The following is a 21,790-nucleotide window of genomic DNA, read 5'->3' as shown; positions in this document are numbered from 1 at the left end:
AGTTAAAATAGTTATCTAGTCTACTCGATAGCCGGTTGCCTTCAGGTGAACCGGCTTTTTATTTTCTATCAGCCAGGAAAGGGACAGATCAGCTTATGCCGCAGTTCGATCAATATATTCGCCTTTCTGGATTTTATTTCTTCTATTTCGCCTTATTAGGTGCTTTGGTTCCCTACTGGAGCCTTTATCTCAAATCATTTCAGTTTGATGCCCAGACCATAGGTTCACTAATGGCTTTGCTGCAATTATCTAGAATTGTAGCGCCGAATTTGTGGGGGTGGATGGCTGACAAAAGCGGCAAACGTGTCGAGATAGTTCGGTTTGGTGCGTTAATGACCTGCATTATGTTTGTCGGTATCTTCTGGCAAACAACTGCCATTGGGATAGGCTTAGTAATGTTAGGCTTTAGCTTCTTCTGGAATGCGGTTCTTCCCCAATTTGAAGTGATAACCCTAAGTCAGCTTGGCAAAGACAAAGCTCGATATAGCCGCATAAGACTGTGGGGTTCGATCGGATTTATTGTAACAGTCGCAGGCCTTGGCGCTTTACTTGATTATATTGATATTCGTTGGTTGCCTTGGATTCTCTTCGGGTTAATGATCCTGATCTGGCTGAATACGCTGTTTATCCCTCCAACCACTGCTCAATCAGATGCGGCCCAAATATCAGCGGATAATCGTAGTTTTATGCAGTTGTTGCTACGTCCGCAGGTAATGGTCTTTTTTATTATTTGCTTCTTAGTTCAATTCGGACACGGGGCTTACTACACCTTTTACAGCGTTTTGATGGTCGATGTAGGATTTAGTCGATCAGAAGTAGGGTTGCTTTGGGCTGTAGGTGTTATCGCAGAAGTGATCATCTTTATTTATATGCATTGGGTGATACAGCGATGGGGCATACGTAATATCATGTTAGTCAGCTTGCTGCTTTGTGTAGTGCGCTGGTGGCTGATAGGCCTAGTCCCAGAAAACTTATGGATTATGCTATTTGCCCAAACGCTTCACGCAGCAACATTCGGCACACTTCACGCCGTTGGCATTGCTTTAGTTCATCAATACTTTACCGAGAAAACTCATGGGCAGGGACAAGCCTTATTCTCTAGCGTAGGATTTGGCTTGGGCGGCGCACTTGGTGCTTATGTCAGTGGCTTGTTATGGGATGATTTTGGTTCTTTCACCACTTTCTATGTATCTGCTTTGGCTAGTCTGATTGCAGTTGTCTTGGCTTTTGTTTGGATTTTTCCTCAGCAATTTCGAGATAAATAGGTTTACTTATTTATCTGATTCGTTTTTGGTATTTTCCTTAAAGAGGGAAGTTTAGTACCTATAGCCACGATGCCTTTATCGCAGTTAAGAACGTTAGTTACATTTCGAGTTAATGATCCTCTAGTGTTCAAAGAATTAATGCATAAAGTATCGAACTCAGCTTTATCTAACTTCGTTATCAATTTTTCCTGAACAATGTTTAATCCCACGTAGATATCTGGGTGGGTTGGGCTGTTGGGGAACTTAATTTGATAGGCTTGAGAGGAAATATCTTTTAAATGCTCAATTGTTATTCTTCCTTCCCCATCAAATAAATAAGCCAACAACTTGTAAGCAAAGTAACCCGGTTTTGTTTTGTTATTTTTATCAAATAACGGGACTTTTCGATTGCCCCAAGTGGTTGTCATTAATTCTCCTAAACCAAACCAGAGGCAGAAAGGTGAGCCCGTACTCAATAGATGGAGGTTTCTATTTAGTACTGCATAAAAATGATCTTGGTTGTTGTAGCTATCGCTGTAGTCCAAAGAAGGGCCGCCACATTCGGTTGAGACTATTTTCTGGATTGGCAGGTTTGTTTCGTTAGCGATTAGCTGAATGCGTTTTTTATCTCGTTGGTAGGGGCCGTAAAGATGAGCATCAGCTAGATCATATTTGGCTTTGGATAAAACTTCTCTAACATGACCGTTGAGGATACTCTTTATCCCCACGGATTGAGCTTCTTGAGGGCGTATTAAGGTTTGAGATTTATTGGACCATCGTTGTTGAACTTGGAAGTTAGCTAAGCCTTCAGCCAGTAGAATTGTATCTAAGTTAAACGAAGCGATACCTCCAAGAACAAAGGCTGCTTCGGGATCACTTGCCTTCACAGCAACGTAGGCGGTATTGATATATTGAATCAGTGAGTTAGTCGAATCGGCCCAGCCGCCAGAGCGGTTTTTATTGCTGATCCATTCATTCGCAACCTGATAAAACTTTACTGGTCGCAGAAGTTTAGGTGCATCATTTTGGCCATCAAAATTGTATCGATCGACAACTTGAGTCACAAATTGGTGCCAATCATTTAAGTCTTTAGGTGACCCGTTTTTAACCTGTTGGCTATTCGCTTTAGTAGCCCAAGTTGCATTGGATTCCAGTGTTAAGAACGGTTGGATGTTGTAGCGCTGCAAAGTTGCAATACGTTGATCGAGTCCTGCCCAGTTAAAGGTGTTTTTGTGCGGTTGTATATGCTTCCAAGAAACACTTAGGCGAACTATCCCAATGCCCGCATCCTTGATTAGATAGTAATGAGCTGGGTCGGAACCGGGGAAAGCAAGGCCTAAAGAGTAGCTTAAGGGGACTTTGAGCTTTTTGAGGTCAATGGGCTCCGCTCTAATAGAGCTAAGCGGAGCTAACCAAGCAAATATGACGCAAAGATATGTGATTTTTTTAAAGTGCACTTAATGGAATCCATTCCGTTGACTAGATCTTGATAGCGAATATACAGCAGCCTATTAACCGTTAGTAGTTGGTTTTAATCTCAATTAAGTATTGTTCTTTGATTGCTGTTTTCTACATGAAAGCATCAGCGCCCAAAACTCTGAAAAGTCATTAACGACAACATCAGGTTTATAAGGGTAGCGTTCATTGCCAGGAAATATTTTGTTTAGCCAGGGCTGATCCCACTGAGCGCCGTTAAAGAATACGCTGGTGATACCTGCTGACTTAGCGGCAATTACATCAGTTGTGCTGTCTCCTACGTACCAGATGTCCAAGCCTAGATCACAATTTAGATTGTCTGCGGCTTTTAGAATCTGGTCAGTGTGAGGCTTACGTTGAACTGTATCATCACCACAAATTTCGGTATCAAATAAGTGTGCCCAGCCATCATCGACGGTATTGAGTTCGTGAATAAAGAATTCGCGATCGCGATTGGTGATGACGCCAACGGTCAATCCCAGTTTTCTCAGGCCTTCTAGCATATTCCGAACTTTGGGTTCAAAGGGCAGGGCTGTTCCGTAATATTTGCGGTAATGCTCAGTAAAACCTTTGTGAGCGAGTTTCTTAGCAACCTCGTTATCTGCAAAAAGGATCTCGAAGATGTCGGTTCTGGATATCTTGCGGTCGAGTTTTATTTTGGGATGTAGGCTTAGATTCTCACGGACATAATCGACTAGGCGTTGATCATCGGGGGATTTACACTTTGCAGAATCTACTAAATGTTCAAGCAGGCCCATATTGCGGAGGTCTTTGAGCATATCGTCCACCGCGTGATACATTGCATCAAGGGTATCTACTAGGGTGGCATGCCAATCAAATAGAACAACTTTAGGGTAGGTTAGATTCACGACAGCAGGGTGCCAGTCAGGTTCTTCCCTTTGTGGTTGAGGTTTTCTTGGTGGAAGGCGAGGAGGTCGTTGCTGTATTAATTCTGGGGTGGTAATGCCATTACGGCTTTGCAAAACGAGATCTAGTAACTCGTCAAAATCATCAATGATAATATCTGGGTCATATTGGTGGTGGGCCGATTCAGCAAAGACTTGTTCAAACCAGTGAGGGCTCCATAAGGCACCGTTATAAAAGACCCTTGTTACACCAGCTTTGGTAGCTGTCATCATATCGGTAACGCTATCGCCTACATACCAGAGATGCTGGTCGGCGAGCTCATCGACTGATTTACTCGCCTGAATCATCGAGCTAGGCGCGGGTTTATAGTGCAGCATCTCATCGCCGCAAAGTGTGACATCAAATAACTCTTTCCAACGGCCATTTTCAACAGCCTCTAATTCGGGTTCTAGAAATTCACGGCTACGGTTGGTAACAACACCGATCTTAATACCTAATTTCTTTAGATAAGTAAGGTACTCATACATGCCTGCTTGGAAAGGCTTTACGCTGCCGTAGTGGTTTCGATAGCAGTCATTGTAAGCTTTGTGCGCTATGGCATTTGCTTTGTCGTTATCACCAAACAAAACCTCAAATACATCGGTTCTGGATATACGTTGTTCTGCTAAAACTCGTGGATGCAGATGTCGATAGATACGGATATAACGGATGAGCTTTTCGTCATCTTCGGTTTTGGCTTTCTCTTCGGGCAGAATGTGTCGGGTGAGATTTAGCTCGTCTAATTGAGCAAGCATCTCTTCGATGGCTTGATACATTGCGCCGTGGGTATCGACAAGGGTGCCATGCCAGTCAAACAGCATGAGCTTAGGGTAGGGGAGTACAACGGTATCCATATCTGATCTCCTCAGCCAAAATTGAGGGTGGCATAGAAATCAGTATAGACAGGATATTGATTGGGGAACCTACGAACAAGTCCAATACGACCCAGGCTTACAGTGAAATTGAAGCACGAGGCAATGATTACAGGCATGCTGGTGGCCTGTCGAAAATCATTAACAAAGTGATTCAGTTGCTCTGTAAGCCCCGTTGGGTGGGTTCTAAAACGACCATCTACTTTGTTAGTCGACTTGAAAAGGTCTAGACATTTCACTGCGCCGACTTTCGCGTATCTGGTCGTTTTATAATCCACTGGGAAAGTATGAGAATTCTTCGCAGGTTCCTACAGAAAAAGCCCTCAGTAGATTTTCTCTATTGAGGGCTTTTCGCTATTTCTGCAGGGGTGTTTTATACCGCTAGAAGCAGTTTCTCTAGCTTGATCTGATCGGCTGCGAAGCTGCGGATACCTTGAGCTAGCTTCTCTGTAGCCATGGCATCTTCGTTCATCATCCAGCGGAATTCTGCTTCATTCAAAGAAAGTTTACCTTGCTCGGAAGCTGCGGATTCAGGTGCAAGTTTAGTTGGCAGCTCATCAGTGCTGTCCTCTAATTCTTGCATTAGGGCTGGAGCGATTGTTAAACGATCACAACCAGCTAACTCTTGGATCTCGCCAATGTTACGGAAGCTCGCACCCATTACGATGGTGTTGTAGCCATTCGCTTTATAGTAGTTGTAGATACTCGTTACTGATTGAACGCCTGGGTCGTTAGCACCCGTAAAGTCGCCTTCTTCGTTCGCTTTAAACCAGTCAAGAATACGGCCTACGAAAGGAGATATTAGGTAAACGCCAGCATCTGCGCATGCTGCTGCTTGGGCAAAGCTAAATAGCAGAGTTAGGTTACAGTTAATACCTTCTTGCTCAAGCTGACGTGCTGCTTGAATTCCTTCCCAAGTAGAAGCAATCTTAATCAGGATGCGGTCTTTAGAGATACCCGCTTCTTCATAAAGGCCGATCAACTTACGTGCACGTTCCAATGTTGCTTGCGTATCAAACGATAAACGTGCATCAACTTCTGTCGAGATGCGACCTGGAATGATATTTAGAATTTCACGACCGATCTCTACCGCAAGGCGATCAGTCATGTTGTCCAGTACTTCTTGCTCGCTACCGCCTTTTTCAGTCGCCCAGCGCTTAGCTGTCTCTAATATAGCGCTGTACTGTGGAAGCTCAGCGGCTTTTAGCAGTAAAGATGGGTTAGTGGTCGCATCAACAGGTTTAAAGCGAGCAATGGCTTCGATATCACCGGTATCAGCAACAACAGTAGTAATTTCTTTTAGCTTTTCTAACTGACTTGTCATCTTTCTAGTAGTCCATTCTAATCTGGTACACGTTCCAGTGCTTCAAAGAGTACATCAATTGAAGCGCCAGGTTTATGCGCATTTTCGCTAATAAAGCGGCGGAATTGTTTACCGCCGCGTTGCGCGTGAAATAGCCCAAGCATATGCCGCGTGATGTGGTGCAGCGAAACACCTTCTGCTAACTGTTCTTGAATATACGGCACCATCGCTAGAGCAGCCCCTTTACGGCTGATCTTCTCATCAGGGCAGTTGTATAACTCGTTATCTACATCTGCCAAAAGATAAGGATTTTGATAGGCTTCGCGGCCTAGCATTACACCATCAACATGTTGCAAATGTGTGTGACACTCTTCGAGAGTCTTGATGCCACCATTGATATGCACTTCTAGATCAGGGAATTCCTGTTTTATTTGGTAAACCCAGTCGTATTTCAATGGCGGAATATCACGGTTCTCTTTTGGGCTTAGGCCCTGAAGAATCGCTTTGCGCGCATGGATAATAAATACATTACATCCACTGCCACGCACTGTCTCTACAAAACTGAGTAGCTCTTCATAGCTATCCATATCGTCGATACCAAGACGGTGTTTTACTGTAACAGGGATCTTTACTGCAGCTTGCATCGTTTCTAAACACTCAGCGACTAACTGCGGATGAGCCATTAAGCAGGCTCCGATCATATTGTTTTGAACACGATCGCTAGGACAGCCAACATTAAGATTCACCTCATTGTAACCATAATCCTCAGCCATCTTGGTACATTGGGCTAAATCGGCTGGGTTGCTGCCACCTAACTGCAATGCAACAGGTTGTTCCTGCGTGTTATAACGCAAAAATCTATCTGCTTCGGCATGGATCAAAGCACCGGTTGTCACCATCTCGGTATATAAAACCGCTTGGCGGCTTAAAATGCGGTGAAAATAACGGCAGTGGCGGTCCGTCCAGTCCATCATTGGTGCAACGGTAAAACGACGGTTTAGGTTATCTGTTGTAGAGGTCATTAAATGTGTAGATACAATCAAAATCGAAGAACAGAGGCGATTATATACTGTCTACCGATTTTGCGCTGCACATAGGTGGATTTTGTCCAACTATTTGTACGGAATCCAATGTAGAAGTGATAGCCTTAGCTTCTAAAGCTAGGCGATAAATTTAGGGAAATGACTTTACCATGAGCGATAAACCACAGGGTGCGACTGCCAAGAATACGGGTCTAAAGCGTTTTTATTATGCTTCTATCTATTCATGGCAGGGCCTTAAGGCCGCTTACATTCAAGAGCCCGCTTTTCGCTATGAGGTTTGGGGGAGTGCAGTGCTTATTCCTCTATCTTTTTTTGTGGCGCAAAGCCCTATGCAATTGGCGGCGTTAATCTGTACTTGCTTATTGGTGTTAGCTTTTGAACTGGTCAACAGCGCCATTGAAGCGGTAGTCGATCGTGCGGGCACTGAGTTTCATGAGTTAGCTGGGCTTGCCAAAGATTTAGGTTCTGCCGTCGTGATGGTCGCACTGATTATGGGTGGTCTGATCTGGGGGGCTGTTCTTTGGGAAAACTATTTATAGTTTCTCTCCTATTATCTATCGCCTAATTGATTTCTTAGTGGCTCGAAAAGGGCCGCTAAGTATATAATTGCCGCTATTCATTTTTATCAGATTTCCAAGGACACCAATGACGACCGTTCGTACCCGTGTTGCACCTTCTCCAACAGGTGACCCTCATGTAGGCACAGCCTATATCGCATTGTTCAATCTAGCCTTTGCTCGTCAGCATGGCGGTCAGTTTATCTTGCGTATCGAAGATACTGACCAAACACGTAGTACGGATGAATCTGAACAAAAGATTCTAGACTCCCTACGTTGGTTAGGGTTGGAATGGGATGAAGGTCCAGATGTGGGTGGTCCTCACGGTCCTTACCGTCAAAGCGAGCGTAAAGCTGACTATGCAAAATACGCGATGCAGTTGGTCGAAGAAGGCAAAGCGTTCCTTTGCTACCGTACATCTGAAGAGTTGGATGAGTTACGTACTGCTCGTCGCGCTGCTGGTGGTCACACTGCACTTAAGCAAAGCGATCTTGCCCTTCCTGAAGAGGAAGTAGAAAAGCGTAAAGCAGCGGGCGCACCTTATGTTGTGCGTATGGTTGTACCTGAAGGTGAAGGTGCCTGTGAAGTTGACGATATGCTTCGTGGTACCATTGAGTTGGAATGGGGCATGGTTGATGCTCAAATTCTGCTTAAATCTGATGGTATGCCGACTTACCACTTAGCAAACGTTGTAGATGATCACCTAATGGAGATCACGCACGTTATCCGTGGTGAAGAGTGGATCAACTCAGCGCCTAAGCATAAGTTGCTTTACGAATACTTTGGTTGGGATATGCCGAAGCTATGCCACATGCCGCTTCTTCGTAACCCGGACAAATCTAAGCTATCTAAGCGTAAGAACCCTACGAGTATTCTTTACTATCAGCGTATGGGCTTCTTGCCTGAAGCATTGTTGAATTACCTTGCTCGCATGGGTTGGTCTATGCCGGATGAGAGCGAGAAATTCACACGTCAGCAGATGTTCGATAACTTCGACATTCAGCGTGTATCTCTTGGTGGTCCAATCTTTGATCAGGAAAAGCTAAGCTGGTTGAACGGTCTATGGTTGCGTGAAGACCTAGACCCAGCGCAATTTGCAGCTAAGTATCAGGAGTGGGCACTAAACCCTGAATACCTGATGCAGATTGTACCGTTGATTCAACAGCGTGTTGAAAAACTGTCTGACGTAGCTCCACTTGCGAGCTTCTTCCTATCTGGCATGTTGGATATCACAGAAGAAGATTTTGCGCATAAATCATTAGAACTTGATGATATCCGCAAAATGCTACAGTACTCAGTATGGTTGCTAGATACAGAAACTCAGTGGAATAAAGATCGTCTATTCGGTCAGCTTAAACAGCTTGCAGAAGCAATGGATTATAAAATCCGTGACTTCCTATTCCCATTGTTTATTGCGGTAGCCGGTACTAACCAGACTGTATCTGTGATGGATTCGATGGCGATTCTAGGCCCAGATATGACACGTGCTCGTTTACGTCATGCGGTTAATGTTCTTGGCGGTCCTTCTAAGAAAGAAGCGAAACGTTGGGAAAAAGAATACCGTGCACTAAGTGCGCAGATCGAAGGTTAATAGACTTACTCTGTAAGCGTAGAAGTCGGTGAAACCAGTTTGGTTCAGCCGACTTCAGTTTTCTTTACGCTTTTTCCTGTTTTTCCAACAGTTAGCTTACTTTAAGAGTTTCAATCTTTCTTGACTCTGTTTTTTGGGCTAATTACTATAGCCACACTTCATATATGGGGCCTTAGCTCAGCTGGGAGAGCGGTTCGCTGGCAGCGAACAGGTCAGGAGTTCGATCCTCCTAGGCTCCACCATCACGCCGACAGGTCAGCGGTTCGATCCCGCTAGGCTCCAGATTATTTATTTGTCCCCCAGTTCATCACTGTATATCACCATCCTATTTCTGCCGCTATTCTTAGCCGCATATAATGCGATATCTGCTTTATTGAGGATATCTTCAAAGCTCATTTCTAAGCCAGGTTTGTTCTCTGCTACACCTAAACTGATGGTGTAATGGATCTGCGTGCCATCGCACTTTGGTAAGTTATTTTGTATCTCATCATTTAAGCGCTCAACTATGGGGCCTACTTGGTCCTGTTGGGTGTTACTTAGATAAATACAAAATTCTTCACCGCCCAGTCGTCCAGCGATATCACAATCTCTTGTGACTTTTTTTAGTACGGTTCCAAAAGATTTGAGGACGGTATCACCGGCTGCGTGGCCATATTTATCATTAATCTTTTTGAAAAAATCCAGATCGATGATGACTACGCTGTACGCTTCCTTAGTTCGCATTGCTAGGCGATGAAGTAAACCGCAGGATTTAAACAATGAACGGCGATTGTATAGGCCAGTTAGGTCATCGTAGGTTGCTAGCTTATTCATCTCTTCTTCGAGTTTATCCAAATCAAGAAGAAGACCGAGAAGATACCAGGAGACAACTGGAGCGATAATCAGGGGAATTATTGCAGCCCTCAACATGCTTTGTGTTAAAGGTGTTTGATAATTGAAAATATAAGAGATCAATAAATTTAAAATGACAGCCATCACGACAGAGATCGCAGTAATAATCAGCATTAGTTTGACTCGGCCTAAGCGTCTGACTACTAATCGCATTTACCTTCCTTATACAATCAAAAAAAGATGTGGCTTATTAACATCGTAGTAACTGAATACTACAGGGTATATACGTAAATATACGCAGACTATGGGGTCTTTTAGAATGAATTTTATTGAGCGGGCTCAATGCATGTTATTAAACAGGTATTAACTCTGATGGAGAGAGCATGCCTGCTTGAATAGCGGTATGGATCAACTCAATATCGGTTTTGACTTCAAGCTTGCTTTTGATGATGTAGTAACTGTTGGCGACTGTTTTAGCACTAATGCAAAGCGTCTCGGCTACTTCATCTTTTGTTTTACCGGCAATCATCATTCGCAGAATTTCAAACTCTCGAGTTGATAGTTTGCTAAGGATAGCGGCTTCACCTTGCAAGCTTTCCAGAGCTAATGCCCGTGAGACATCATCACTGATAGCTAATTTCCCGTTGATAATATCTTTTACTGCTTGAATGAGTATGTCAGGGTCGCTACTTTTAGTTATGTAGCCACGGGCCCCCGCATCAACCGCTTTTTTTGCCATTGCCGGGTTTTGATGCATGCTGAAGATCAGAACTTGGGCTTTAGGGTCGTACTGGCGGATTTGTAAAAGGGTCGCTAAACCACCTTTCCCTGGTAACGACAGATCTAAAAGAACGAGGTCAGGTGAATGTTGTTGATAGAGGGAATATGCCTCTTCACCAGATTCCGCTTCAGCGATAATGTTGAAATTAGGTTCGCGATTTAGAAGTGCTCTGTAACCTTCGCGGACAATAGCATGGTCATCTACTAGAAGAATATTAACTGTGCTCATTTGATTCCTTAATTTCGCAGACAGGAATACTCGCTGCTATTTTGAGTCCGCCTAATGGTGATTTACTCAGCTCTAATTCACCATTAAGCGCATTAATCCGTTCTTTGATACCTAATAAACCATTCCCCGGTTTAATTAGCGGCTCAGGCTGAGTCATATTGCCATTATCTTGGATCGTTAACGTTAGATATTTATGATCTGTTGGGTAGTAAGTTAGATGTACTTCTGCGGCACTGGCAGAGGCGTGTTTTACAATATTGGTTAAACACTCTTGAATAGTTCTAAGGATATTTACGGCTATTGCCCCTGGAATACTGTTAATCTCACCTTCTAGAGTGATCGAGCAGTTTTTATCGATGTGTTTGGTGTTCCAGTCTTGGATCATCGATTGTAAGTTCTCAGAGATACCTAGCTCATCTAAATCTGCAGGTCGCAAACGGAAGAGTAAGTCTTTTACCAGCTCCATCATCTCTTCAGAGATCGTGTTTACCTGCTTAACTTTGGGCGAAAGTTCTGGGCATTGGCTATCGACTTCTAGTTGCAGGAAATGAGAGATCGCTCTGAGTCCTGTGAGGTATTGCCCCATATCGTCATGCAACTCTCGACAAAGATATCGTCGTTCATTCTCTTGGATGTTGAGGAGCTTGTATGAGAGTTCTTTTCGGTCATCTAAGGTTTCTTTAAGGCTGGCAGCTAAGTTATTTATCGCGGTCGCGGTTTCTTGCCATTCTTTGATATGAGAGGAGGGAACTTGAGCGTTTAAGTTACCTTTCTGCATCTCATTTAAAACCCGCTGGGTTTTTTTAACCGGCTTTAAAATACAGTGAAGGCATAGATAGAGCAGCAAGCTAAGGATTACGACGACGATGATAGAAAATTCCATCAACGTCATGATGTTATTCCAGGCATTGTGCAACAAAATTGGTTTGCTAGGAGAAACGACAATGTCACCTTCAATACCAATTTCTGAGGTGATTCTGGAACGTGTTTCCTCTGCTGAAGTGAACAGTGCTAGGTAGAAGCTTTCAAACCATAAAGGCCATTCATCCTCAGTGTAATCACCTGTACAGAGACTACGTGCTACCTCGCCGGTATTATTTTCAAAGGAAACGCAGAACCCAGTGAAGCCTGAAGAGTGCTTCCATAGGAAAAAGTCTGGGAAGTGCTCTGGCGCCATTACATCGTTTTGAACTTTTAAAACCTGAAACTCGAGTTGTTGCTTTACGATGGCAGATATCTCTTGAGCATGTTTCCGTGAGTCTGCATCTGTCTTATATAAAGCTATAAATGCAGAGATTAGTAGCGCAGCCATTCCCGAAATAGCAACAAGAGAAATTAGTAGAAAGTTAAGTTTTATCGACTTCATCAGTAAACAGAATCTTTGTCTTGGTATCTATGCCTTAAAAGAATGTTTCATATTGTAGGTAGATAACGTGTTTGTGTATCGGGCAATAAACCCGCCTTTTGTGGTCAAGTTAACGCTGTTGATTTTTAAAAGGAAAAGTTAGTTTAGTTCTATGCTTAAGTAATCAAAGTCGATCCTGTTTTGATCGATTTATACAACATCATGCGTATTAAGGAATCACTTATGCGAGTGCCAAACCAGCTTTTAGGATTAATGCTTGGGAGTGTCTTATCCCAAGTCGTATTTGCCGATGATTGGGCAATCTATGGCAATGGTTTGGAGAATCAGCGCTTTAGTTCTCTTACAGAAATAAACCGAACCAATGTAGAAAAACTTCAGTTGGCTTGGAAGTTTGATAGCGGTATCAAAGCGAGCTTTCAAACGAGCCCTATAAAAGTTGGTGATCATTTATACATATCGACTCCTTTCAATCATGTCGTTGCGCTGAATGCTGAGAATGGCAAGCAGGTGTGGCGTTATGAGCATCCAAAACCGAAAAAGAAAAGTTGCTGTGGGCCAGCAAATAGAGGTGTGGCTGTAGCTAAAGGTAAGGTTTTTCAGGCAACTATAGATGGACAGCTGATCGCATTAGATCAAACCACGGGTGAACTGGTATGGCAGAACAAAGTCGAAGATTTAGAGCTCTCCGTTCAGGAAAGCGTTGATGGATTGTTACAGGGAATGGATCTTGGCGGGGACGCTAAGATTACTGGTGGCACAAGCCATAGTTTCAATATGGCCCCTCAGATTTACAAGGATATGGTAATCGTCGGTAGTACTGGGGCTGGGTATGGTTTACATCTTGATACTGAAAAAGGGCTAAGGGTTGTTGGTATTGGCGATGGCCGGACGGGATTGCGTGGTTTTCTATCTGCCTTTGATATGGAGACCGGTAAGGAGTTGTGGCGTTGGTACAGTGTTGATGGTGAGCACTGGGTGGGTGATTGGCAAGAAACCACGACAAGTGGCTTAACGCTTAATCGTGATATTGCAGCGGAAAAAGCGGCTGCTCAAAGGTTTAAACATAGTTGGAAACTCGGCGGTGGGTCTATATGGACCACGCCGGCAATAGATGAAGAAACCGGTTGGTTGTTTGCCGGAACAGGCAATCCCGCACCTAATATGGACAGTTCAACTCGACCGGGTGATAACCTTCATACCTCGAGTATTGTGGCGATTGATAGTACAAATGGAGAGCTTAAATGGGCCTTCCAGCAAGTGCCACATGATCGTTGGGGATACGATGTTTCAAGCCCTCCAGTTTTATTTGATACCGTTGTGGCAGGTGAAACTGTAAAAGCAGTAGGACAAGCGGGAAAAACCGGGTGGTTCTACGTACTTAACAGAGAAACCGGTGAGTTGCTGTTTAAATCTGATCCTTTTGTGCCTCAAATTAACTTATTTGCTGATCCAACTGGGGAAGGGGTAACCATTGCTCCGGGAATCGCAGGTGGTAGCAATTGGTCTCCAGTATCACTCAATCCAGATAAGCAGCAAGTCTATATTGCAGGTATTCACATGCCAGCAACTTATTACCGCAAACCTTTAAAACTGAATTCAGAGCTACCTTGGCAAACCTATAGCTATTTTGAGTTTGATGAGAAACAACGTTATGGAACTCTAACGGCGGTCGACTTAAAAACCGGTAAGTTGAGCTGGCAGAAGAAAACGCGTTTGCCCATGCTCGGTGGAACTTTGGCAACAGCCGGTGATTTAGTGTTCAGTGGTGAGGGTGATGGTGAGTTTTTTGCGGTAGATGCTACGACAGGCGAAAAGCTTTGGAGCTATAAACAGTCCTATGGTGTTAATGCGCCGCCGGTCAGTTATAGCCACAATGGTCGTCAGTACATTGCTGTTGCCGCAGGCGGAAATAAAATCGCAGGCTACCCCACAGGGGATAGTTTGTTGGTATTTAGTTTGCCTCGAGCAGCGAAATAAATTAGTAGTATTAGAGATCGCTCATAACTGAATGTGTAAGGATGCTTAGTATGTACAATCCTGTGCAATATAAAGTTCTGCTCTACTGGGCTTTATTATTTGGCGTGATTCTTTTTGGCTTCTATGTCGGTTGGGATCAAGGAGTGCTGTTGGAGATCATTCAGCAAGATCAAACCCGCGTTTGCATATTCATCTTAGTGTTATTAGTAGGCATGAGCTGCCATTGTGCTTATCGCAGCTTTTATCTCTCTCAACAGTTCTCGATGTTGGATCATTACTATATCCGCCGCCAAGAGACGGGGTTAACCCCCGAGGAAAAAGCTTTTCCAGATGGTCTCTCTCTTTCACAGGATTACCTGTTCAATGTGTCTGATGAAGAGTTACATGATCAAAACGCAGATAAAGGACTATTAGCCGAGCTACTTGTTGAAGGGGCTCGAGGCTCTCACCAAGTAGGCTGGTTTGTTGTGGGTGTCATGGTCAAGTTGGGGCTCTTAGGTACGGTGATAGGCTTTATCATCATGCTGAGTTCTGTTTCTGGCTTGGAAAATCTGACGATTGATGATGTTAAAACCTTAATGCAACAGATGACTCATGGTATGGGCATCGCCATGAGTACTACCTTGATTGGTTTAACCTGCAGCATGCTATTAAGTGTTCAATATTTACTGCTGGACCGTATGGCTGATCGTTTTGTGGCATTAAGCATCACCTTAGGTCAGCAAAAAAATAGTTCTGCAGATAGCGAGCCTGCGTCATGAAGCTCTTTGGGCAGCGATCAAACTTTGAAATAGATCCGTTTACCGATCTGCTCTTCAACGCATTGCTGACTTTTACCTTTTTGTTTTTGGTTGCTCTGTTACTGCTCAATCCGCCGGCAAAGTCGGGGATTATTGATCCTAAAGCTGAGTTTATTATTACGGTGAGTTGGCCGGATGGTAGCCCTAACGATATTGATGTTTGGGCCTTAGGTCCCAAAGGTGAAAAGGTTTACTACAAACGGACACAACAAGGTCTGATGCACTTGGACCGAGATGATCGCGGTAACGCCAATGATACTCAGGTGATTGATGGAAAAACGATTACGAATCCAATCAATCAGGAGGTACTGACGATACGAGGTCGGCCTCCAGGTGAGTATGTGATCAACCTACATTACTTCAAAAGTGAAAATGACGAGCCTGTGCCGGTGACCGTCTATCTGGCAGAGGTGAATCCAGTTTTGAAGGTTATTAGTTACACCACCGAAACCTTGGCAGCTGAAAATGATGAGCTGACAGCCTTGCGTTTTACCCTGAATACGCAAGGCAAAGTAACCAATATTAACAAACTGCAGAAGAGCATTATTAAGGCGAATCAGAAATGAATGAAGAACTCCTAGTGCTGACATTGGCTTATGTGTTTTTAACGGCACTGTTATTGTTGGCGGTCATCAGTGGGCGATTGAAGTGGCCAGTTAAAGCGGGTCTCGTTGTCATTGCATTGTTTTTCTACGGTTGTAGCTACGTGGGGTGGAAACAAAGTCAGGGCTGGCCTAGCCCAACAGCTTTACCTGATAAGTTCCTATTTCACTATGCGGTGATTGAAGAGCCGGATAAGCAAGCAAATAGAGACGGTGATATCTACATTTGGCTTACCGATCTTAAAAATGATGAGCTGGACGAAAAGCCTAGAGCCTTCCGAATCGATTATGATCAAGCGACCCATGGTGCTGTTGAAGAAGCGTTAAAGAAAACTAAAAGTGGACAGCCTCAGTTAGGACAGCCTTCAAAGCGCTTTACTAAGCCTTCAGATGCAAAACGTAAGGATGCTTTGGGGCAAAAATCTCCGCTGATCAATTTTACTCAAGTCCCTGATCCCGCTCTACCGGAGAAATAAACTGTGATTATGCGAATTACTTTTTTTCTGGCGAGCTTGATATTAGCGGGTTGTAGCGCTGATATTCCTGACACAGATTATTTCCCTTTGCAGAAAGGTGTTGTTTGGGAATATCAGGTTAACGAGCTATTTGGTGATCGAGAAAGCCAACGTGAGTTTTCAATCGAGAATCTCGGTGAAACCCAATTTAAAGAGGGAGAGGTTTTTACTGAAGATGTGATAAGTGTGCGTCATACCAGTGATGGCACCGATTACTATATTCTCAAAGATGATACAGGGGTTTATCGGGCTGCACGTCGTACATTGATTGAATACCAACCAAGGTTTGAAAAGTCGCTCGTTAGGATCTTACCCAATAATAAAGATCTTGAAGTAGGTCGTAGTTGGACGGTACCTACCAAGCCTTATGCTTTACATGCGACTGCTTCTTTCGCAGTACCCGATCCACGCAAACGGGATATTAACTTACAGTTTGAGATTAAGTCGGTTACCGATACCGTTGAAGTTCCTGCAGGAACCTTTGAACGTTGTATCAGGGTTGAAGGGACTACAGTCTTAACCCTCTATGTTGACCCTAAACTCGGGTATCAAGATATCCCGATTACTCAGACTGAATGGTATGCCCCGGGCGTTGGTTTAGTGAAACTTGTACGAGAAGAACCATTAAGGATGGAGTTATTTAAGGGTGGGGTAATCAGTTACGAATTATCTCGCTTTGATCCATAAAACAGTTTTCTTCCGAAACATGTCTAATATGTTATGGTGGATAACATATTGAAACAGAAGGAAGTACACCGTGGATATGGATCTAACTTTACTACAGACTCGTGTTATTGGTTGTTTGTTGGAAAAAGAGATAACGACACCCGATCAATATCCTCTATCACTTAATGGCCTAACAACCGCTTGTAATCAGAAAAGTAATCGAGAGCCTGTTCTGTCACTTGATGAGAGCGAAGTTCAAAACATACTGGATGAGCTTAAAGAGAAACGCTTAGTGCGTGATGAGAGCGGTTTTGGCAGCCGTGTATCTAAGTTTAAGCACCGCTTTTGCAACACCGAGTTCAGCGACCTTCAATTTACTGCACAACAACTTGCTGTTATTTGTGTGCTTTTTCTTCGTGGCCCGCAAACACCAGGTGAATTAAGAACTAGAACAAATCGCCTATGCGAATTTAAGGACGTATCTGAAGTAGAAGCTACGTTGACTAGTTTAGCGGATCACCCTATGGGGTCTTTGGTTCAGCGCTTAGCGCGTGAACCGGGTAAGCGGGAATCACGTTACGTCCATCTTTTCAGCGGTACGGTTGAAGATGCTGATGTTGAAATGGCCGCAACGGATACTGACGATCACAATCTTACTCTGCAACAGAGAATCGCTAGGCTAGAGCAAGAGGTCGCAGATCTTAAACAAGAGATTATGACGTTAAAAAACTCATAAGAAATTGATTTAATCTAAGCAGCCAGCGCATTCCCTTTCAGGCTATCTTTATGATTTTAGGTATGTTTATTTTGTTTGCTTTCCTCATATTGGGGGAAGCAATCAGCTATCTGCTGCAGTTACCTGTTCATGGCGCTGCAATCGGTATGTTGCTCATCACCCTATGGTTAATGATCAGAGGCTCCGTAAGTGATGAACTTGCAACAGCAAGTCAGCAACTGATCTCCGCTCTGGTTCTTTTTGTCGTTCCTGGTGTTGTTGGTGTGTTCTTTTTAGGAGAGCAGTTTAAAGGTGAATGGTTAAATCTTGGTTTGGCATTAGGTGTGGGGACCTTACTGAGTGTTTTGACATCTTTGCTATTAGTGAAATTTGGTCGATTGGAGCAAAGCCAAGATGACTGAAAATTCACTATCAAGCCTGATACCGCACTTCCTTGAAACGCCTTTATTTGCAATCGGACTTACGTTGTTTTCCTTTGTTTTGGGCGGATATTTCTTCAATAAAATGGGAAAGCCCGTTTGGTGTCCGGCAATGTTATTAGCGGCTTCATTCTTGGCGCTGTTTCTATTTGGATTATCGATTAGTTACGAAGAGTACTACTCAGGGGCAAAATGGTTATCTGTACTTATTGCACCAACTACGGTCGCTTTAGGTGTGCCCCTGTATCAACAGAGCCATCATATCCGAGCTGCATGGCGACAAATTTTGTTAACGGTACCTATATCCGCAAGCTTAGCTGTGGTTTATGCCGTCTTAATTGCTTTCAGCTTAGATTCTAGTGATCAGGTGCTGGCTTCAATTGCACCAAAATCAGTTACGGCGCCAATAGCTATAGGTTTAACGGAGCAGCTGGGTGGTTCTGTATCATTAATGATGGGTGGGTTATTAGCGACAGGCGTGTTTGCTGTATTTTTCGTTGATCTATTAGCTTCAAGATTAAACGTCACTGATGAGCGTTTAGTTGGCCTAGTGTTGGGCATTAACGGTCATGCCGTTGGCACTATTAGGGCTTTTGAAATCAGCCCTGTTGCCGGAGCATTCTCATCTCTGGGTATGGGATTAACCGGTATTTTTACCGCAATATTTTTGCCTTTTGTCTGGCCCTACTAATTTTAAAATAACGAACCTTTCTTAAACCGGCACTTGCCGGTTTTTTTATGTTTTAGGTAGTTTTAGACGATTTTATAAAGATTTTTAAAGGTATAACTTTATGATTTTATTGTAAAAATTGTGACTATAATCAAAAGGCTCTATTTCCTTAACAAATCTGCCGGTTTTTTAAGTTTGATTTAAGAAAGCTTGTTTATACTGCCAATAAAACTAGCGTAGATTTTGATCGGACCGACTGAATGTTGATACGAATTATTTTATTACTGTCCGTGCTTGTAGCACCTTTAGCACAAGCTCAAGAGCTAAGTGCGGATGAAGTATTAAAGCTAGTGAAAGATGGAAAAGTAATGCCTCTTGAAGAGATCTTATCGCTCCATCCAGAGATTAGTGACGCAAGATTATTGGATCTATCCCTCAGCCGCGAAGGTGAGGACAGTTATGTGTATTCGGTGGAAGTTATCAATAAAAGTAACTCTGTAGTGGAGTTTGAGATTGATGCAGTAACCGGTTTGTTCCTCCAAGAGCAGTTTGAAGAGTAGGGCTATGAAGATTTTATTAGTTGAAGATGAAATCGCACAAGTTGAAGCCTTAAAGCCGGTTTTAAAACGAAGTGGTTATGCGGTTGAAGAATCCTATGACGGTGAAGATGCGTTGTTTCGAATTAAAGAGGAATCATTCGATGCGATTGTTTTGGATCTGGGTTTGCCCAAGTGTTCGGGCTTAGAGGTTCTTCAACAGATGCGTGCTATGGGTGATATGACACCGGTGTTAGTGTTAACCGCTCGAGATAGCTGGCAGGAGCGCGTTGATGGCCTTAAAGCAGGTGCAGATGATTATTTGGGTAAGCCGTATCACGCTGAAGAATTGTTAGCGCGTTTAGAGGCGTTGATTCGACGCTATTTCGGCAGAGCATCTCAAGTTATTTCGGTGTGCGGTTTGTCTTTGGATCCAGATACGCAGCAAGTGCAGGATAAGGATGGGAATTCTATTCAGCTTACGGGGATAGAGTTTCGGTTACTTAGATACCTGATGTTGAATCCTGGAAAGGTATTTTCAAAAGCCCACCTTAGCGAGCATGTCTATGAAGAAGAGCAGATGCGAGACAGTAACGTTATCGAGGTTTATGTAAATAGACTCAGACAGCGTTTTGGCAAAGGGATTATCGAGACCCTTCGTGGTCAAGGTTACAGGTTAAAGGGCTAAGCCATGACTCGAATGATCTCATTAGAGCAGCGTATCCGAAACCGATTATTACTGGTGGTCTTGCCGCTATTAATGGTCTTGGTTTTTATTATTGATCGCAGTGTTCACATTCTTGTAGATGATTTGGTGGTCAGTCGTCTTAAGCAAGATGCAGAAAGCTTGATTACATCTATTGATAAAAAAGATTCTACTTGGCAGGTCGATGAGAAATATTTACCGACTGTTTACCAGCGTGTCCGCTCAGGCCATTACTTCATTTTAAGCTGGAACAAAGAGCAAATCCGTTCTCGATCTTTGTGGGATACCGTAATTGATGTTTCGGCTTTTTCTTCCGGTGATACAGAAGAATATCAATATTTCGAGAATGCGGGTGAAAGGTGGTTGGTCTATCAAGAAGCGTTCACCAAAAAAGGCCAAACCTTCAGTTTGTGGGTGGCTGAAGATATCACCTTGATTGAACAGAAACAGCGGTTCTATGAGTGGATCTTGGTAGCTGTCGCCGGTTTATCTATTTTTGGCTTTGTTCTATGGCAGCGCTATGTCATTCGGACGGGTTTTAATCGCCTAGCTCCCGTTCAGGAGGCGATTGAAAACAATAAAAATACCGGTGAACTGAGCTTCCCTGAAGATGTCCCGCAAGAGATATCTGGGTTGGTTGAGTCTATTCGGAAATTGGTGTCAGGCTCAGAAGAACAGTTGTCTCGTTCACGTATGGCGTTGGGTAATTTAGCGCACGAACTTAAGAAGCCTCTACAAGAATTAAAGATACATGCATCAATGTTGACTGATACTGCGCAGCGAAAAGCCATAGATAAGAGCATTGAGCAATTACATCGCCGAATTGATTCTGAATTGAGACGTGCGCGTATATCTGGTGCGCCAATGCCGGGCTATCTGTTTTCGTTTGCAGAAGAACTACCTCACTTAGAAGTCCTGCTGAACCAGATTCATGACAGGAAGCTGGCTTTATCCGTAAACAGTGAGCATGACAAGCTGCCTTTTGATAGAGACGACATGTTGGAGCTGTTAGGAAATTTACTAGATAACGCATGGAAGTATTCGCAGTCAGAAGTACGAATTACAGTAGAGACGGATGGTAATCATTGGTTCTTTTATATAGACGATGATGGTGAAGGTATTAGTGAAAGTAAGATCGAACAGGCAAATAAGCGCGGAGTCAGGGTTGATGAAAACGAACATTTGCCTGGTCACGGCCTAGGGTTGTCTATCTGTGAGTCGATCGCACGAGTTTATGAAGGAAGTCTAACTCTATCAGCCAGTGAGTTAGGTGGTTTACGAGTAAAAGTTGAGCTAGTTAAGAAGCTTTGATTAGGGGTTAAGGGTGATGAAACGAGCATTGATGGCAATGTTTTTTGTAGGGTACGCCGGAACCATCGCTGCCAGTAATGATATTGGCACTGTGGCTATCTACAGTGATGGAAAAGTAGAGAAGCTTATAGAAAAAGGCACTGGTTGGGAGGTTTGGGAAGACCAGAGAAAGCGCTTATATAAGCGATCAATTCATCCTGTTGTACCTGTTTTGAGTTATCAAAAGTATCCGGATCGCACTCAAGGCTATTCGCATACATTGAAGTTCGGATCGCCTGAAACTTTGATCCCGTTTGGAAAAGCTGATGCAGCTCAGTTTGAAATGACTCGTCAAAGCTCTAAATCAGGCAATTCCATTCGTCATTGGCGTTGTACTTATCAAGGTGAAGGTCGCTTCAAGCTGAAAAAGAAAAAATACAAAACCAACAAGTATAACTGTGCACGCTCGGTATTTTGGAAAGAGGTGATTGCCAAGGTCAGGGAAACTCATGATATTGAATACGCTCCTGAATTAGGTCTGGTTGTAGAGCGTAAAGTGAGAGGCCGCTCTGGAAAAACGAAGCGAGTGGAATTGGAAGCCCTGTTAACACCAGAAAGAGCGACAGCAAAGAGAATATCCCGAATTGTTTACAAACTACGTAAACAAAAGTGAGG

The 21,790-nt window shown here is 43.5% G+C and carries 22 protein-coding genes and 1 tRNA gene; 16 read left to right on the top strand and 7 right to left on the bottom strand.

Features of this window, described 5'->3' with window-relative positions; genetic code table 11:
- The first annotated feature begins 35 nt into the window (after positions 1-35).
- Complete coding sequence (locus ACMXYT_RS10480; RefSeq protein ID WP_415898612.1) at positions 36-1,265, top strand: MFS transporter; 1,230 nt, start codon at positions 36-38, stop codon at positions 1,263-1,265.
- A 2-nt stretch (positions 1,266-1,267) separates the two neighbouring features.
- On the opposite strand, the gene ACMXYT_RS10475 is transcribed toward ACMXYT_RS10480, so the two are convergent.
- The 4 genes from ACMXYT_RS10475 to dusA form a co-directional block, all read right to left on the bottom strand.
- Positions 1,268-2,701: a beta-galactosidase gene (locus ACMXYT_RS10475; RefSeq protein WP_415911409.1), complete on the bottom strand. Its 1,434-nt coding sequence runs from the start codon at positions 2,699-2,701 to the stop codon at positions 1,268-1,270.
- Between the two features lie 84 nt (positions 2,702-2,785).
- The gene (locus ACMXYT_RS10470) at positions 2,786-4,480 is read right to left on the bottom strand and encodes an HAD family hydrolase (protein ID WP_415898610.1); all 1,695 of its coding nucleotides are present in this window, start codon (positions 4,478-4,480) and stop codon (positions 2,786-2,788) included.
- 391 nt (positions 4,481-4,871) lie between these two features.
- Positions 4,872-5,822 (bottom strand): transaldolase, encoded by a 951-nt coding sequence (gene tal, locus ACMXYT_RS10465; protein ID WP_415898609.1) that lies wholly within the window; start codon positions 5,820-5,822, stop codon positions 4,872-4,874.
- Between the two features lie 17 nt (positions 5,823-5,839).
- Positions 5,840-6,823 carry a tRNA dihydrouridine(20/20a) synthase DusA gene (gene dusA, locus ACMXYT_RS10460; RefSeq protein WP_415898608.1) on the bottom strand — a complete coding sequence of 328 codons (984 nt, stop codon included), beginning with the start codon at positions 6,821-6,823 and terminating at the stop codon, positions 5,840-5,842.
- A 170-nt stretch (positions 6,824-6,993) separates the two neighbouring features.
- Between dusA and ACMXYT_RS10455 the strand changes: the two genes are divergently transcribed.
- From ACMXYT_RS10455 to ACMXYT_RS10445, 3 genes are all read left to right on the top strand, one after another.
- On the top strand, positions 6,994-7,383 hold the full coding sequence (locus ACMXYT_RS10455) for a diacylglycerol kinase (protein WP_415898607.1): 390 nt from the start codon (positions 6,994-6,996) through the stop codon (positions 7,381-7,383).
- 106 nt (positions 7,384-7,489) lie between these two features.
- Positions 7,490-8,992 (top strand): glutamate--tRNA ligase, encoded by a 1,503-nt coding sequence (gene gltX / locus ACMXYT_RS10450; RefSeq protein WP_415898606.1) that lies wholly within the window; start codon positions 7,490-7,492, stop codon positions 8,990-8,992.
- A gap of 166 nt (positions 8,993-9,158) precedes the next feature.
- A tRNA-Ala gene (locus tag ACMXYT_RS10445) sits at positions 9,159-9,234 on the top strand.
- Between the two features lie 46 nt (positions 9,235-9,280).
- On the opposite strand, the gene ACMXYT_RS10440 is transcribed toward ACMXYT_RS10445, so the two are convergent.
- The 3 genes from ACMXYT_RS10440 to ACMXYT_RS10430 form a co-directional block, all read right to left on the bottom strand.
- Positions 9,281-10,036, bottom strand: coding sequence for a diguanylate cyclase (locus tag ACMXYT_RS10440; protein WP_415898605.1), 756 nt, complete (start codon positions 10,034-10,036; stop codon positions 9,281-9,283).
- A 139-nt stretch (positions 10,037-10,175) separates the two neighbouring features.
- Positions 10,176-10,832, bottom strand: a complete 657-nt coding sequence (locus tag ACMXYT_RS10435) for a response regulator (RefSeq protein WP_415884126.1) — start codon at positions 10,830-10,832, stop codon at positions 10,176-10,178.
- Positions 10,819-12,198, bottom strand: coding sequence for a sensor histidine kinase (locus tag ACMXYT_RS10430; protein ID WP_415898604.1), 1,380 nt, complete (start codon positions 12,196-12,198; stop codon positions 10,819-10,821). The genes ACMXYT_RS10435 and ACMXYT_RS10430 overlap by 14 nt, the downstream gene beginning before the upstream one ends.
- Before the next feature lie 222 nt (positions 12,199-12,420).
- Between ACMXYT_RS10430 and ACMXYT_RS10425 the strand changes: the two genes are divergently transcribed.
- The 12 genes from ACMXYT_RS10425 to ACMXYT_RS10370 all read left to right on the top strand — a co-directional run bounded on the left by ACMXYT_RS10425 (position 12,421) and on the right by ACMXYT_RS10370 (position 21,788).
- Positions 12,421-14,175, top strand: a complete 1,755-nt coding sequence (locus ACMXYT_RS10425; protein ID WP_415911408.1) for a pyrroloquinoline quinone-dependent dehydrogenase — start codon at positions 12,421-12,423, stop codon at positions 14,173-14,175.
- Positions 14,176-14,225: 50 nt separating this feature from the next.
- Entirely contained in the window at positions 14,226-14,936 is a 711-nt protein-coding gene (locus ACMXYT_RS10420) for a MotA/TolQ/ExbB proton channel family protein (protein ID WP_415898602.1), read from the top strand.
- A complete protein-coding gene (locus ACMXYT_RS10415; protein ID WP_415887703.1) occupies positions 14,933-15,541 on the top strand; it encodes a hypothetical protein in 609 nt (202 codons plus the stop codon). The genes ACMXYT_RS10420 and ACMXYT_RS10415 overlap by 4 nt, the downstream gene beginning before the upstream one ends.
- Positions 15,538-16,053, top strand: coding sequence for a hypothetical protein (locus ACMXYT_RS10410; RefSeq protein WP_415898601.1), 516 nt, complete (start codon positions 15,538-15,540; stop codon positions 16,051-16,053). Before ACMXYT_RS10415 ends, ACMXYT_RS10410 begins: the two co-directional genes overlap by 4 nt.
- A 9-nt stretch (positions 16,054-16,062) precedes the next feature.
- Complete coding sequence (locus tag ACMXYT_RS10405) at positions 16,063-16,779, top strand: hypothetical protein (protein ID WP_415898600.1); 717 nt, start codon at positions 16,063-16,065, stop codon at positions 16,777-16,779.
- Between the two features lie 76 nt (positions 16,780-16,855).
- Positions 16,856-17,494, top strand: coding sequence for a YceH family protein (locus tag ACMXYT_RS10400; RefSeq protein ID WP_415901117.1), 639 nt, complete (start codon positions 16,856-16,858; stop codon positions 17,492-17,494).
- 50 nt (positions 17,495-17,544) lie between these two features.
- Positions 17,545-17,895 (top strand): CidA/LrgA family protein, encoded by a 351-nt coding sequence (locus ACMXYT_RS10395; protein ID WP_415898599.1) that lies wholly within the window; start codon positions 17,545-17,547, stop codon positions 17,893-17,895.
- Positions 17,888-18,604 carry an LrgB family protein gene (locus ACMXYT_RS10390; RefSeq protein WP_415898598.1) on the top strand — a complete coding sequence of 239 codons (717 nt, stop codon included), beginning with the start codon at positions 17,888-17,890 and terminating at the stop codon, positions 18,602-18,604. The genes ACMXYT_RS10395 and ACMXYT_RS10390 overlap by 8 nt, the downstream gene beginning before the upstream one ends.
- A gap of 239 nt (positions 18,605-18,843) precedes the next feature.
- The gene (locus ACMXYT_RS10385) at positions 18,844-19,143 is read left to right on the top strand and encodes a PepSY domain-containing protein (protein ID WP_415898597.1); all 300 of its coding nucleotides are present in this window, start codon (positions 18,844-18,846) and stop codon (positions 19,141-19,143) included.
- Positions 19,144-19,147: 4 nt separating this feature from the next.
- On the top strand, positions 19,148-19,807 hold the full coding sequence (locus ACMXYT_RS10380) for a response regulator transcription factor (RefSeq protein WP_415898596.1): 660 nt from the start codon (positions 19,148-19,150) through the stop codon (positions 19,805-19,807).
- A 3-nt stretch (positions 19,808-19,810) separates the two neighbouring features.
- Positions 19,811-21,136 (top strand): sensor histidine kinase, encoded by a 1,326-nt coding sequence (locus tag ACMXYT_RS10375; protein WP_415898595.1) that lies wholly within the window; start codon positions 19,811-19,813, stop codon positions 21,134-21,136.
- Positions 21,137-21,152: 16 nt separating this feature from the next.
- Positions 21,153-21,788: a hypothetical protein gene (locus tag ACMXYT_RS10370; RefSeq protein WP_415898594.1), complete on the top strand. Its 636-nt coding sequence runs from the start codon at positions 21,153-21,155 to the stop codon at positions 21,786-21,788.
- Positions 21,789-21,790: the final 2 nt, after the last annotated feature.

This window comes from Neptuniibacter sp. QD37_11, from assembly GCF_047778105.1.
Classification (GTDB): domain Bacteria; phylum Pseudomonadota; class Gammaproteobacteria; order Pseudomonadales; family Balneatricaceae; genus Neptuniibacter.
This window is presented reverse-complemented; position numbering and strand designations above follow the sequence as displayed.

What these genes read in the sequence shown, in the direction of transcription:
- ACMXYT_RS10470 (WP_415898610.1), bottom strand. Translation starts at nt 4,480, where the DNA reads ATGGATACCGTTGTACTCCCCTACCCTAAGCTCATGCTGTTTGACTGG.
- ACMXYT_RS10405 (WP_415898600.1), top strand. Translation starts at nt 16,063, where the DNA reads ATGCGAATTACTTTTTTTCTGGCGAGCTTGATATTAGCGGGTTGTAGC.
- ACMXYT_RS10415 (WP_415887703.1), top strand. Translation starts at nt 14,933, where the DNA reads ATGAAGCTCTTTGGGCAGCGATCAAACTTTGAAATAGATCCGTTTACC.
- ACMXYT_RS10455 (WP_415898607.1), top strand. Translation starts at nt 6,994, where the DNA reads ATGAGCGATAAACCACAGGGTGCGACTGCCAAGAATACGGGTCTAAAG.
- ACMXYT_RS10375 (WP_415898595.1), top strand. Translation starts at nt 19,811, where the DNA reads ATGACTCGAATGATCTCATTAGAGCAGCGTATCCGAAACCGATTATTA.
- ACMXYT_RS10430 (WP_415898604.1), bottom strand. Translation starts at nt 12,198, where the DNA reads ATGAAGTCGATAAAACTTAACTTTCTACTAATTTCTCTTGTTGCTATT.
- ACMXYT_RS10420 (WP_415898602.1), top strand. Translation starts at nt 14,226, where the DNA reads ATGTACAATCCTGTGCAATATAAAGTTCTGCTCTACTGGGCTTTATTA.
- ACMXYT_RS10395 (WP_415898599.1), top strand. Translation starts at nt 17,545, where the DNA reads ATGATTTTAGGTATGTTTATTTTGTTTGCTTTCCTCATATTGGGGGAA.
- ACMXYT_RS10425 (WP_415911408.1), top strand. Translation starts at nt 12,421, where the DNA reads ATGCGAGTGCCAAACCAGCTTTTAGGATTAATGCTTGGGAGTGTCTTA.
- gltX (WP_415898606.1), top strand. Translation starts at nt 7,490, where the DNA reads ATGACGACCGTTCGTACCCGTGTTGCACCTTCTCCAACAGGTGACCCT.
- ACMXYT_RS10380 (WP_415898596.1), top strand. Translation starts at nt 19,148, where the DNA reads ATGAAGATTTTATTAGTTGAAGATGAAATCGCACAAGTTGAAGCCTTA.
- ACMXYT_RS10410 (WP_415898601.1), top strand. Translation starts at nt 15,538, where the DNA reads ATGAATGAAGAACTCCTAGTGCTGACATTGGCTTATGTGTTTTTAACG.
- ACMXYT_RS10390 (WP_415898598.1), top strand. Translation starts at nt 17,888, where the DNA reads ATGACTGAAAATTCACTATCAAGCCTGATACCGCACTTCCTTGAAACG.
- ACMXYT_RS10385 (WP_415898597.1), top strand. Translation starts at nt 18,844, where the DNA reads ATGTTGATACGAATTATTTTATTACTGTCCGTGCTTGTAGCACCTTTA.
- dusA (WP_415898608.1), bottom strand. Translation starts at nt 6,823, where the DNA reads ATGACCTCTACAACAGATAACCTAAACCGTCGTTTTACCGTTGCACCA.
- tal (WP_415898609.1), bottom strand. Translation starts at nt 5,822, where the DNA reads ATGACAAGTCAGTTAGAAAAGCTAAAAGAAATTACTACTGTTGTTGCT.
- ACMXYT_RS10440 (WP_415898605.1), bottom strand. Translation starts at nt 10,036, where the DNA reads ATGCGATTAGTAGTCAGACGCTTAGGCCGAGTCAAACTAATGCTGATT.
- ACMXYT_RS10435 (WP_415884126.1), bottom strand. Translation starts at nt 10,832, where the DNA reads ATGAGCACAGTTAATATTCTTCTAGTAGATGACCATGCTATTGTCCGC.
- ACMXYT_RS10400 (WP_415901117.1), top strand. Translation starts at nt 16,856, where the DNA reads ATGGATCTAACTTTACTACAGACTCGTGTTATTGGTTGTTTGTTGGAA.
- ACMXYT_RS10370 (WP_415898594.1), top strand. Translation starts at nt 21,153, where the DNA reads ATGAAACGAGCATTGATGGCAATGTTTTTTGTAGGGTACGCCGGAACC.